The organism is Streptomyces sp. NPDC005648 (genome assembly GCF_040605395.1).
Taxonomy (GTDB): domain Bacteria; phylum Actinomycetota; class Actinomycetes; order Streptomycetales; family Streptomycetaceae; genus Streptomyces.
Window position 1 is genome coordinate 1 of record NZ_JBEXCS010000113.1, and the last position, 12618, is coordinate 12618.

The following is a 12618-nucleotide window of genomic DNA, read 5'->3' on the forward strand; positions in this document are numbered from 1 at the left end:
GTTCTCCTTGCTCGGCTCGTCGACCAGCACCTGCTGGAAGCGGCGTTCGAGGGCGGCGTCCTTCTCGATGTGCTTGCGGTACTCGTCGAGGGTGGTGGCGCCGATCATGTGGAGTTCGCCGCGGGCGAGCATCGGCTTGAGCATGTTGCCCGCGTCCATGGCCCCTTCGGCGGCGCCCGCGCCGACGACGGTGTGGAGTTCGTCGACGAAGAGCAGGATGCGCCCCTGGGCGGCCTTCACCTCGGACAGCACGGCCTTGAGGCGTTCCTCGAACTCGCCGCGGTACTTGGCGCCGGCCACCAGGGAACCCATGTCGAGAGCGAACACCGTCTTGTCGCGCAGGCCCTCGGGGACGTCGCCGCGGACGATGCGCTGGGCCAGGCCCTCGACGATGGCGGTCTTGCCGACACCGGGATCGCCGATCAGGACGGGGTTGTTCTTGGTCTTGCGGCTGAGGATCTGGGTGACGCGGCGGATCTCGGCGTCCCGGCCGATGACCGGGTCCAGCCGTCCGGACCGAGCCTCGAGGACCAGGTCGCGGCCGTACTTCTCCAGCGCCTCATAGGCCACTTCGGGGTTGGCGGAGGTGACGCGCTGGTTGCCGCGGACCTGGGTGAGCACGCTCAGGAACGATTCCCGGGTCACGCCGTGCTCCTTGAGCAGGCGCCCGGCGGCGGTCGCCGAGCCCTCCTCGGCCAGGGCGAGCAGGAGGTGCTCCACGGACACGTACTCGTCCTTGAGGCGTTTGGCCTCCCGCTCGGCGGCGTCGAGCAGCCGGGACAGGCGCTGGGTGACGAAGACCTGGCCGGGTGCCGCGCCGGGACCGGTGACCTTCGGGCGACGGGAGAGTTCCTCGCGCACGGCCGCACGCAGTTGGTTCGGCTCGGTGCCGGCCTGTTGCAGCAACCGTGGGATCAGACCGTCCTCCTGATCGAGAAGCGCGAGCAGCAGGTGTTCCCCGTCGACCTCGGTCTGCCCCATGCCGACGGCCGCGCTCTGGGCCTCCTGGAGGGCTTCCTGGGATTTCTGGGTGAGACGGTTCATGTCCATGGGGATGTTTCACTCCTCGTACCGACGCGGCGCAGGGCGGCTTCGAGAATGCTGATGCGGTCCAGCAGGTCGAGCACCAGGCCGATGGATGCGTAGTTGAGGCACAGTCCGGTGCGCAGCCGCTGGATACGGGCGAGAACCGCCGGGGCCGTGGGATCGAACACCAGTCGCCCCGCGGAGTCGCGTTCGGCGTCGACCAGACCGAGGGCGACGAACCGGCGGATCAGGTCGGGGTGGAGGCCCGAGCGAAGGGCCACGGCGGCCAGGGAGAGCCTGGGGACGGGGACGAGCGCGTACCGGACAGTCGTCGAGGCGGTGAGGTCGGCGCCCGTCCGCACCGGACGGTGGCCCACGCCGGCCCCGCCGATGCCTGCCGCTCCCGCGGATCGGTCGTTCATCACGTCCTCCTGGGGTCGTACGAGGAGGTGGCGGCGAGCTCCTCGAACAGTTCGCGCTCCCGCTCGCCGAGGGTGGGCGGCACCATGACGCGGAGTTCGGCGTACAGATCGCCGTTCGCGCCCCGCGGGTTCGGCATGCCCTCGCCGCGCAGCCGCAGCCGCCGGCCGCTGGACGAGCCCGCGGGCACCGTGACCTTCGCCGTGCCACCGCCGGGGGTGGGCACCGGCACGGTCGCACCCAGGGCCGCCTCCCAGGGGGCGACCGGTACTTGTACGCGCACGTCGCGCCCGTCCAGCCGGAACCGGGGGTGCGGCTGGACGCGCACCCGCAGGTAAAGGTCGCCCGCGGCGGCGTCACCACTGCCCCGGCCGCCCTCGCCCGCCAGCCGGATGCGCTGCCCGTCGGTGACGCCCGGCGGCACGTCGACCTCGTACCGCCGCGGCTGCCCGGTGGGACCGGCGAGTGTGACGGTGCGACGGCCGCCTCGGTACGCCTCCTCGACGGTGAGCGGCAGTTCGGCCTCCTGGTCCGCTCCGGGGACGCCGCCCCGGGCGGCCCCGGCTCCGAACATGGAGCCGAGCAGGTCCTCGATGTCGATTCCCTCCGCGCCGAAGTCGTCGCCGAAGCCGGTGGTGTACCGGACGCGAGGACCGCCCCCGCCTGCGGTGCCCCGACCGCGGTAGCCGCCGCCCGCTCCGGCCGCGACCCGTTCGTCGAAGTCCTCGGGGATCTTGCGGAAGTCCTCGCCGAAGCGGTCGTAGCGGGCCCGGGTCCTGGGATCGGACAGGACGCTGTGGGCCTCGTTGAGGTCCTTGAAACGCTCCTCCGCCCCGGGGTCCTTGTTGACGTCGGGGTGATGCCTGCGGGCGAGTTTGCGATAGGCCTGCTGGATCTCGTCCTGGCTCGCGGTCCGCGACACGCCCAGCACCTCGTAGAAGTCCCGTGCCATGACCGGTCACTCCCGCTTCGCGACGGTCACGGCGGCGGGCCTGAGCTGCCGGTCGCCGTCCCCGTAGCCGGGGCGCAGCACCTCGACGACGGTGCCCGGTGGGGCGTCGGGGTCCTGGACGACGCCGACCACCTCGTGCCGGGCCGGGTCGAAGGCGACGCCGGTCTCCGCGTGCCGCGGGTAGCCGAGCAGTTCGAGGACGTTCACCGCCTGGTCGCGTACGGCCCGGACGCCCTCCACGATCGCTCCCGGATCGGCGCCGGCGTGGGTCAGGGCGAGTTCGAGGTTGTCGAGGACCGGCAGGAAGGCGGCCGCCGTGCGGGACCGCTCGACCGCCCGTTCACGCTCCAGTTCCCTGGCGTGACGCTTGCGAAGGTTGTCGAGGTCGGCGAGTGCGCGCCGCCAGCGGTCCTCCAGTTCCTGGATCGCGGTCGTGTACTCGTCCTCGGCAGCCGCGGGACCGGCGGCATCGGGTCCCGGTTCGCCGTTCGCCGCTTTGGACCGGGGCGGGCCCGGTCGGGGCACATCCGTACGAGGAGGGCGTCCGGCGCCTCCCGGGACCGGTTCGACCGGATCCGACGCCGCCCGGTCGGGCTCCTGAGGGTGGGTGGGCATGGCGCGCCTCAACTCTTGTCGAACTCGGCGTCGATGACATCATCGTCACCGTCACCGCCACTCGTGGGACCGCCGTCGGCGGCGTCCTGGCCGGGACCCACGCCCGTTGCGGCGGCGCCCTGATGGGCCGCCAGCCCGGCGAGCAACTGCTGGAGTTCGGAGGTCAGAGGCCGCACGCGCTCCACGCCCGCCTCTTCCTTGACCGCCGCCCGGGCGTCGGACACGAGCATCTCGGCGCGTGCCTTCTCGTGCGCGGGCGCCGCGTCGCCCAGTTCGGCGAGGCGCTTCTCGACCTGGTACGCGACGGCGTCGAGTTCGTTGCGGGCGTCGACGGCCTCGCGCAGGGCCTGGTCCTGGCCCTGGTTGCGCTCGGCCTCCTGGACCATGCGTTCGACCTCACCGCGGTCCAGGTTGGAGCTCTCGCTGATGGTGATGCCCTGTTCCTTGCCGGTGTCCCGGTCGCGGGCCTTGACGTTGAGGATGCCGTTGGCGTCGATGTCGAAGGTGACCTCGATCTGTGGTTCGCCCCGCGGCGCCGGCCGGATGTCGGTGAGCTGGAACCGGCCCAGCACCCGGTTGTCGGCGGCCCGCTCGCGCTCGCCCTGGAGGACCACCACATCGACGGCCGGCTGGTTGTCCTCGGCGGTGGAGAAGGTCTCGCTGCGGCGCACCGGGATGGTGGTGTTCCGCTCGATGATCTTCGTCATCACTCCGCCGCGCGTCTCCAGGCCCAGCGACAAGGGTGTCACGTCGAGCAGCAGGACGTCCTTGACCTCGCCCTTGAGCACCCCTGCCTGGATCGCGGCGCCCAGGGCCACGACCTCGTCGGGGTTGACGCTCATGTTGGGGTCCTTGCCGCCGGTCAGCCGGCGGACCAGAGTCTGCACCGCCGGGATGCGGGTGGAACCGCCGACGAGGATGACCTCGTCGATGTCGCTCTCGCCGACCTTGGCGTCGGCCATCGCCTGCTGCACCGGTCCGAGGCAACGCTCCACCAGGTCGCCGGTGATCTGTTCGAACGTGGATCGCATGACCGAGTCGGTGAGGTGCTTGGGGCCCGAGGCGTCGGCGGTGATGAACGGCAGGCTGACCTGCGTCTGCGTCACCGAACTGAGCTCGGTCTTGGCCTTCTCCGCCGCCTCGAACAGTCGTTGCAGCGCCTGCGGGTCCTTGCGCAGGTCGATGCCGTTCTCCTTCTGGAAGTCGTCCGCGAGGTGGTCCACCAGACGCCGGTCGAAGTCGTCGCCGCCGAGGTGGCTGTCACCGGCGGTGGAGCGCACCTCCACCACGCCGTCGCCGACGTCGAGGATGCTCACGTCGAAGGTGCCGCCGCCCAGGTCGAAGACGAGCACGGTCTCGTGCTCCTTCTTCTCCATGCCGTACGCGAGGGCGGCCGCCGTCGGCTCGTTGATGATCCGCAGCACCTCCAGTCCGGCGATCCGTCCGGCGTCCTTGGTGGCGGTGCGCTGAGCGTCGTTGAAGTAGGCGGGCACCGTGATGACGGCCTCCGTGACCCGCTCCCCCAGCTGCTTGGACGCGTCGTCGGCAAGTTTGCGCAGCACCTGTGCGCTGATCTCCTCAGGCGCGTACAGCTTGTCGCGTACCTTGAAGCGGGCCGCCCCGCCGTCGCCCTCGACGACGTCGTACGCCACGGCCCTGGCCTCCTCGGAGATCTCGTCGAAGTGCCGGCCGATGAACCGCTTGGCCGAGTAGATGGTGCCCTTGGGGTTGAGGATCGCCTGGCGCCGGGCCAGCTGACCCACCAGACGTTCCCCGGTGTCGGTGAAGGCCACCACCGACGGTGTCGTGCGATTGCCCTCGCTGTTGGGCACGACGGACGGCTCGCCGCCCTCCCACACGGCGATCACCGAGTTGGTGGTGCCCAAATCGATGCCCACTGCCTTGGCCATGAGGAACTCCTCCCGGTGCAGCGTCTGCGTCGACTCTCCGGATCACGTTCGTTCAGGTGGCGGTGGGGCTCCGCCGGTTTCCCACCGGTGCGCGCGGAGGGTCTCGAGCACTCCCCAGGGTGACGAAACGGGTGGCTCCACGCCTGCGCCTGGCGAGTCAGGAATGCACGGGTCCGGTCGCCCCACGAGGACGAGAGAAAGAACCCACACGTCTCGGGTAGCCGGCCCGGGAACGGGTACGCGAAAGCCGCTCGCCTCCGAAGAACGGAGTGATCCCATGGTCGGCAGTCGAGCGTACGGCCCGTACCACCGCTCCTCCGGCCGGAAGGGGCGCCTTGCGCGGGGCAGCGCCGGGCGGCACGTCGCGGCCGCGCGCAGAAGGCTTGGCCCACCCGCCCGCATCCCGGCCGACCATGGTCTCCACGAACTGGTCGCGCTCTCCCACGCCCTGTTCGACACTCGGGACGAAGGCGAGATCCTTCTCCTGGCCATGGAGCACATAGTCGCCGCGGGGCCGTACAGCGCGGCGGCCGGATACCTCAAGGTGGGCAGCGACCTGGTCCCCAGCCCGAGAAACGGGCAGACGCATGCCTCGGCCATGGGCCGGAGGGTGCTGGAGCTGGCCGGTCAGGACGGCAACGTGAGCGTGGCCGGCAGGCCCTGGGGGCGGGCCCTGGGACTACGCGGAGCTGGAGGACTCCTCGGCTACCTCGTGGTGACGTCACGCTCCCGGCCCACCGAGGCCGAGCGATCCCTGCTCGCCACACTCGTCCGGCACACCGCTGCCGCACTGTCAGTCGCCTTCGCACACCGCCGCCAACGCGAGGACGCGCTGGAGCTGCACCGGCTGAGGGCCGAACACACAACCCTCCAGCGGCAGCTGATCTCCGTCGTGGCTGAGCTGGGCTACCAGCGAGCCGTTCACGCGCTCATGGCGGACGTCGCTGCCTCGGGTGGCGGAGAGGAAGCCGTCACCCGCGCACTGCACACGCTCACCGGACTGCCCGCGCTGGTCGAGGACCGCTTCGGTCGGCTGAGGTCCTGGACCGGCCCCGGCCGCCCCGTCCCCTATCCCGAACCGGACCCCGTGCGCCAGGACGAAATGCTGCACGCCGTTGCCCGTCAGGCCGGGCCGGTGCGGATGAGGGACCGGCTGATCACGCTGATCCGCTCGCACGGCGAGATCCTGGGCGTGCTGGCGTTGGTCGACGCGCGGGACGAGGCCGACGAGCACACCGTGCTCGCGCTGGAACACGCTGCCGTGTCGCTCGCCCGTGAGCTGACGCACCTGCGCAGTCTGGCCGAAGTGGAGCTGAGGCTGCACCGGAAGCTGGTCGACGACCTCCTGGCGGGGACGGACGAGGCGAGCGCCTACGCCCGGTCGGAGGCAGTCGGACACGATCTGCACCGCAGCAACTACGTCGTCGTGGTGCAGTGGTCGAACCGGACCGCCGACGATTCCTTCGCGCAGATCGTGGGGCGGGCGGCCGCTGCCGTGGGCATGCGCTCACTGCTGACCCGACGATCCGACCACGTGGTCCTGGTCGCCGACGACAGGCCGCACTCTCGCGCGCTGTACGAGGCGCTCGCCCGGGAGACCGGAACACGGTCCGGGACGATCGGGGTGAGCGCTCCTTCGGATTCCCTGGACGACATCCCCCACCGCTACCAGGAGGCGCGACGCGCCCTGGAGGTGCGCCGCCGCTCCCGCGAGCGCTACGGCACGACGTTCTACGACGAGCTCGGCCTCTACCGCATCCTGGGACCCGGCAACGACTACCGGGAACTGGAGACGTTCGTCCACGAGTGGCTCGGGCAGCTCATCGACTACGACTCTCGGCACGACGCGGCCATGGTGGAGACCCTGTCCCGGTACTTCGACTGCGGCGGCAACTACGACGAGACCGCCGACTCCCTCGTGATCCACCGCAGCACGCTGCGCTATCGGCTCCAGCGCATCCGCGAGATCAGCGGCCATGACCTCGCGAACGTCGAGGACCGGCTGAACCTCCAGGTGGCGACCCGAGTGTGGAAGATCGTGCTGGGCGGCCCCGGCTGATGCCTCGCTGGAACCTTTGCACGAGCGGTGTCAGCAGCAGTGGGGCGGGCTGACCTGCTGCAGTCGGCCGAGGGATGCCTGCGCATTTCATGCTGCCCTGCCAGGGGAAGAAGGGCGCGTTTTTTCGGCCTGGAGTACGGAGGTGCTCAGCAAAGGGCTCTGCGAATCTCGAGGGGGTAACAGCCGATGGCGGCGCGGGCGGGAGCGATCGGCGCCGTCCGTTCCCAGTGAGGAGACGAGAGGCATGACCGTGATGGGTGTGTCGAAGTTCGAGAGGTTCTTCCGCGCCGCCGCAAGCCTCGACGTGGACAGGAACGACCTCAAGCGATACGGCGATTTCGTCGACGCCAAGCTCTACGACCTCCTGGTAGTCGGCCAGGCGTCGGCCAAGGCCAACGGCAGGGATACCGTCGAACCGTGGGATCTGCCGATCACCAAGGGCCTCCAGGAGAGCATCCACCGGTTCCGGCGGCTCGACGAGGAGGTCGAGCTGAAGCCGATCCTGGAGCAGCTCGCCGCGCACCCTCCCCTCGACAGGACACCCACCCAGGAGGCCGAAGAGCGCTACCCCGAGATCATCGGCGGTCTCAGCGTCGCCCTCGCCGAGACGTTCAAAATCATGTATCCGGATGTCAAGAACCCGCAGACCAGTCACTGGGAGGGCGTGACCGCGGTCTTCGACCGGCTGCTTTGAAGTAGCGCCGCTGCCGCTGGACCTCCGCATCGATCTGACCGTACCGCCCGCACCTGCCGACATGTCACGCGGCGTCGGCGTTCCTTCGCGGGGATCCTGGGCACTTGCGATCACGGAGGCAGCTGACGGGAAGGAGTCATGCGGGTGTCGTCTCAGGGCGTTACGGTCGTGGCCCTTCTGGCGGATCCGGATGCGCCGACGGAGATCGCGCAGGGCATGGCGCGGACACTCCCTGATCGGCTCGCCGACAGGTGGGGCAAGGGGCGGCGGTTCGACGTCGAGGTGGTCAGTGAGCCCTTCACCGTGGGGACCGAGGAGCCGCACACTTTGATGCGGCGGATCATGGACCGCGGAAGTGCGGAGAGGTGGGACATCGTCGTGGCGCTCACCGACCTTCCGCTGCACGTACACGGGCGCAAGCTCGTGGTGGATCTGAGTCACGAACACGGCTTGGCCCTGCTGTCTCTTCCTACGTTGGGGGGCATGCGTCTGCAGACGAGGGCCCGGCGGGCCGTGGAAGAAGCCGTGCTCAGCCTGTCGGGCCCGCGGGCCACCGAGGCTGACGGACCTCCCCGGAGTCAGCCTCTTCTGGCGCCCTTCGTCAGTCGTCTCGCGCCTGTTCACCCGGGCCAGGTCGGCGAAGAGGAGACCGCTGATCTCAGGTACGTCATCAGCGGGCCGCGCGGTTACCTGAGGGTGCTCCTCGGCATGGTGCGCGCCAACAGGCCGTGGCGCCTGGTGCCGGGTTTGTCGAAAGCCCTGGCGGCCGCACTCGCCACGGGAGCGGTCGCCACCGTGAACTCCACCATCTGGAGCCTGGCCGCCTCCCTGAGTACGCCACGCCTGGTGATCGCCATGGTCGGGTCTGTCGCGCTCATGATCGGCTGGCTGATCGTGGACGCGAAGCTGTGGCATCGAACGGATGAGGTTTCCCGGGAGGCGAGGAAGAGGGCGGCTCTCTACAACGCTTCGACGGTCGTGACCGTGGGTATCGGGGTGCTCGTCTGCTACGTGGGTTTGATGGTCATCAACCTGGTGTGGGCGCTGTTCATCCTCAACAGCCGGGTGTTCGCTTCCACGACACGAACGCCGCTGGACGTCACGGAGTACTGGACGTTGTCCTGGTTCGTCGCTTCGGTCGCCACGGTGGGCGGCGCGCTGGGGTCGGGCTTGGAGAGCGACGACGCGATCCGGTCGGCCGCCTACTCCAAGCGTGAACAGGAGCGTCGCAGCGTGCTGCAGGACGACCAGGGTGACTAGCGGGTGATCTCAGCCGGACAGGCGCCGTCGGTCGATGCGTGGTTGTTTCGCTCGGGAGCCGACGGGGACCCGGACGCGACGCCGCCGGAACGCCGAAGCTCCGCCCGGCCGGCCGGCTGCGCAAGGCGAACCCACGAGTTCAGCCTGGACGAGGCCCCCACCGCCCACGAGCACTTCGACGCCCGTGACGAGGGCCGGACCAAGGTGGTCCTGCATCCCAACGCACACGGCAACGGCCACAAGCGGTGAGAGACCCGGGGCCGCCGTGCCACCTGTTTCCCCCGGACCGGCCCGGGGGACGGGTGCCGACCTGCCCGTGCGCCGGACGGGGCTGGGGGGCCGATCGCCCCGCTCCGGCCGGACCTGAACCAACAGCGATTGCCCGCGCTCCGGCCCGGAGGACGGACGGTGAACGTCCAGCAGTGTCCGCCGTGGCAGCACCCCGTCCAGCGGCTGCGGCCGCCGGCCGGCTCGCGGGCCGTGTGGGAGGCTTCCATGCACGACGACTGCCGCACCGCAACCGGGCCGACGCGACCCGGCAGGGCGTTCCGGCCAGGCGGACACCCGTGACGTGGCCGCGGGCCTTCGGGGAGGTCGTGCGATCCGGGCTCACGATCGAGGAGACGCGGCTGGAGCCCCTGCTCGCGCTGCGCACGGCCGCCGGGGTGGCGATCGTCGTCGGGCCGACGCTGTGGCTGATCTCCCCGGCGTATGCCGCGTCCGCCGCCCTCGGCGCCTACTCCGCGGGTGGGGCCGTCTTCCAGCGCAGCTGGCGTCCGCGCAAGGTGGTGGCGCTCGGCGCGGGCGCGGGTCTGGCGCTCAGCACCTTCGTCGGCTACCTGGCGGCGGGGCGACTCGTGACGTTCCTTCCGCTGCTGGCCGTATGGGCCTTCGCCGCGGGAATGGCGTGGGCCGTCGGATCGACCGCTGGGATCGTCGCGGCGACGACCGTGGGGAGCATGCTCGTGACCATCACCCTGCCCACGAGCGTCGCGCGTGCCTTGGAGCACGCCGGGGTCATCGCACTCGGGGGCGTGACACAGGCCGTGCTGATCCTGCTGTTCCCGATCCGCCGCTGGGGAGCGCATCGTGACGCGCTCGCCGACGCCCTGGCCGCCGTGGCGGACTACGCCCGCCGGCTGCGGCACGATCCGACCGCCCCGTTCGACCCGGAGCCGTTGATGACGGCCCGGGACGCGGCCGCCGTGACGCCTTCACAGGCCCGCACCCGTCCCCCCGTCCTCCACGGCCCCCGCGGCCTCGCCGAGCGCATTCGGCCGGTCGTCGCCGCGCTCGCCGACCCCGACGTCGGCGCCCCGGCGGAAGGACCCGGGCGGGACCGCGCGCGGGAGTTGCTCGACGCGGCCGCCGACGTCCTGGATGCGACCGCCCGTTCGATCCGCCGCGGCACTCCCGCCGAGGTGCGGCCCGAGAGCACAGACGTCCTGCGTGTCGACGAGGAGCACGAGGTGCTGGAGGGCCCCGCGCGGCAATCCGCCGAGCGGCTCGTGGAACTGCTCGGTGAGGCGTTGGAGATCGCCGGGAGCGGCTGCGTGAGCGGGAGGAGGCCCACGCCGCCCGGCCTCGCCGGCGCCCAGTTCCTGGTGCGCCCGACCATGCTCCGGCTGGTCCCGGTGATCGTCCGGGCGGTGCGCCGTGAGCTCCGTCCGGACTCGCCCATCTTCCGGCACGCCGTCCGCCTGGCGGCGGTGGCCACGCTCGGCTATCTGATCGCCGCCCGGCTCCCCCTGGGCCACGGCTACTGGGCGCCCATCGCCTCGGTGATGGTGATGCGGCCGGACTTCCACCGGACGTACGCGCGTGCGGTGGCACGTCTCGCCGGGACCCTGGCGGGGGTAGCGCTCGCCACCGGGATGGTGCGGGCCCTGGGCCCGGACGCCCATGTGTCCGGCGCGCTGGCGGTGGTCTCGGCGGGCCTGTCGTACACGCTGAACCGCACCGGCTACGCCTACTCCCAGTGCTTCACCGCCGCGTACGTCGTCTTCCTGCTCGGCATGGGCGGCCAGGCATGGGAGCAGACGGTCCCGGAGCGGGTGGTACTCACCCTGCTCGGCGGGGTCCTGGCGATGCTGGCGTACGTGGTGTTCCCGGCATGGGAGACACCCCGACTGCCGAGTCGGCTCGCGGATTGGCTCGCCGCCAACGGCCGCTACGCCGCCGCGGTGCTCCGCTACTACGCCGAACCGACCCGGGAGCATCACGCCGGCATGCGCAGGGCACTGCTGGACAGCAGGGAGGCACATGCCGCCTGGCAGGAGGCATACGACCGGGCAAGGCGGGAACCGGTCCGCCCCAGGGGTCTGACGTCGCGCGAGGCCCAGGAGGCGCAGGAGGCGCTCAAGGGGTTCGGCCGGGCAGCGATGCTCATGGAGAGCCACGTCCCGCGGGCCGACAGCCGTTTCGTCCCCGAGGCGGAGCGATTCGCCGAGGCCCTGGAGACGGACACCGCGAAGGCGGCAGTCGCCGTGCGCGAACACAGGAATCCGGACTGGGGACGCGTGGAGGAGGCGCTTCACGCGTGGGAGGACGCCGCCGCGGGCAACGGGAGCCCGGTCGTGCGGCGCGAGGCGGAACTGCAGAAACGGGCCTTGGAGGACCTTGCGACAGCCGTGAGCCGCACCGCCTTGGAACGGGACGTCGGCTCTGCTCGCGAGGAGCAGCTGGTGCGGGCCGCCGCGGCGACGGAAGGTGACGGATCCTGAAGCGTATCTGCCCCAATGTCCCAGCAGATCGAACTCGTACACCTCTTCCTCCTGGACGCAAAGCCTCGTCACACTGCCGGTATGGGTGATCCCGGACTGTTCACACCGAAGTCGGTGACCTGGCAGATGCACGGCGACCCGATGATGTGGGTCGCCGGAATCCGCGCGCTGTATCTCCAGGCCCTGCATCCGCGCGCGGTGCGCGGCGTGATGCAGAACTCCGACTTCCGCAAGGACGCCTGGGGCCGGCTGATGCGGACCGCGAACTTCGTCGGCACCATCACCTACGGCACCACGGAGGCCGCCGAGCGCGCCGGTTCCCGCGTCCGCAAGATCCACACCCTGCTGTCGGCGACCGACCCGGACACGGGGGAGCGGTACGGCGTCGACGAGCCCACGCTGCTGCTGTGGGTGCACTGCGCCGAGATCGACTCCTATCTGCACGTCGCACGCCGCTCCGGACTCCGGCTCACCGACGCCGAGGCCGACCGCTACATCGCCGAACAGCGGGAAAGCGCACGGCTGGTGGGCCTCGACCCGGCCGCCGTACCCGCTGACCGGGCCGAGATGAACACCTATTTCGAGAAGGTCCGCCCCGAACTCGCCGTCGGACCCGAGGCACGCGAAGTGGACGACTTCCTCCTCCGTCCGCCGACGCATCCCCTCCTGGTCCCGGCGCGCGAGGTGCTGTGGCGGCGCGTGGCACTTCTGGCGTACGCCGCCCTGCCGCCGTACGCCCACGAGTTGTACGGCAGACCGGCCCCGAAACCGGAGACCGTCACCCTGCAACTGCGTGCCACGGGCAACCTGCTGCGCTGCGTTCCCCCACGTGTGCGCTGGCAACTCCCGCCCAAACACATTCTTCGCGCGATGGCACGGCTCGGCCCGGGCTCCCGTCCGGCCCCGTACAAACTCGGACGATAGCTCGCCATACTGGACGAGCCAGGGGTGGGCGGGGC

Annotated in this window: 10 protein-coding genes and 1 pseudogene; 6 read left to right on the forward strand and 5 right to left on the reverse strand. The window is 70.8% G+C overall.

The genetic code is table 11. The features are described from left to right. The 5 genes from ABZT17_RS39600 to dnaK all read right to left on the reverse strand — a co-directional run. On the reverse strand, positions 1-1050 hold a 1050-nt coding region (locus tag ABZT17_RS39600; protein WP_356356658.1), incomplete at its 3' end, for a Clp protease N-terminal domain-containing protein. After that, positions 1041-1448, reverse strand: coding sequence for a chaperone modulator CbpM (locus ABZT17_RS39605; RefSeq protein ID WP_356356660.1), 408 nt, complete (start codon positions 1446-1448; stop codon positions 1041-1043). The genes ABZT17_RS39605 and ABZT17_RS39600, both read right to left, overlap by 10 nt. Further along, complete coding sequence (locus ABZT17_RS39610; protein WP_356356662.1) at positions 1448-2398, reverse strand: J domain-containing protein; 951 nt, start codon at positions 2396-2398, stop codon at positions 1448-1450. The genes ABZT17_RS39605 and ABZT17_RS39610 overlap by 1 nt, the downstream gene beginning before the upstream one ends. A gap of 6 nt (positions 2399-2404) precedes the next feature. Next, positions 2405-3013 (reverse strand): nucleotide exchange factor GrpE, encoded by a 609-nt coding sequence (locus ABZT17_RS39615; RefSeq protein WP_356356664.1) that lies wholly within the window; start codon positions 3011-3013, stop codon positions 2405-2407. Between the two features lie 8 nt (positions 3014-3021). Further along, on the reverse strand, positions 3022-4923 hold the full coding sequence (gene dnaK / locus ABZT17_RS39620; RefSeq protein ID WP_356356666.1) for a molecular chaperone DnaK: 1902 nt from the start codon (positions 4921-4923) through the stop codon (positions 3022-3024). A 277-nt stretch (positions 4924-5200) separates the two neighbouring features. On the opposite strand from dnaK, the gene ABZT17_RS39625 reads away from it, so the two are divergent. The 6 genes and pseudogenes from ABZT17_RS39625 to ABZT17_RS39650 all read left to right on the forward strand — a co-directional run bounded on the left by ABZT17_RS39625 (position 5201) and on the right by ABZT17_RS39650 (position 12583). Beyond that, positions 5201-6982, forward strand: a complete 1782-nt coding sequence (locus ABZT17_RS39625) for a helix-turn-helix domain-containing protein (protein ID WP_356356668.1) — start codon at positions 5201-5203, stop codon at positions 6980-6982. Between the two features lie 244 nt (positions 6983-7226). After that, positions 7227-7676 carry a DUF1931 family protein gene (locus tag ABZT17_RS39630; protein ID WP_356356670.1) on the forward strand — a complete coding sequence of 150 codons (450 nt, stop codon included), beginning with the start codon at positions 7227-7229 and terminating at the stop codon, positions 7674-7676. 138 nt (positions 7677-7814) lie between these two features. Further along, complete coding sequence (locus tag ABZT17_RS39635; protein WP_356356672.1) at positions 7815-8936, forward strand: hypothetical protein; 1122 nt, start codon at positions 7815-7817, stop codon at positions 8934-8936. 129 nt (positions 8937-9065) lie between these two features. Continuing rightward, positions 9066-9185: pseudogene (locus ABZT17_RS39640) on the forward strand (aldehyde dehydrogenase); the annotation flags it as partial. A 317-nt stretch (positions 9186-9502) separates the two neighbouring features. Then, positions 9503-11659 carry an FUSC family protein gene (locus ABZT17_RS39645; RefSeq protein WP_356356674.1) on the forward strand — a complete coding sequence of 719 codons (2157 nt, stop codon included), beginning with the start codon at positions 9503-9505 and terminating at the stop codon, positions 11657-11659. 81 nt (positions 11660-11740) lie between these two features. Beyond that, a complete protein-coding gene (locus tag ABZT17_RS39650; RefSeq protein WP_356356676.1) occupies positions 11741-12583 on the forward strand; it encodes an oxygenase MpaB family protein in 843 nt (280 codons plus the stop codon). Positions 12584-12618: the final 35 nt, after the last annotated feature.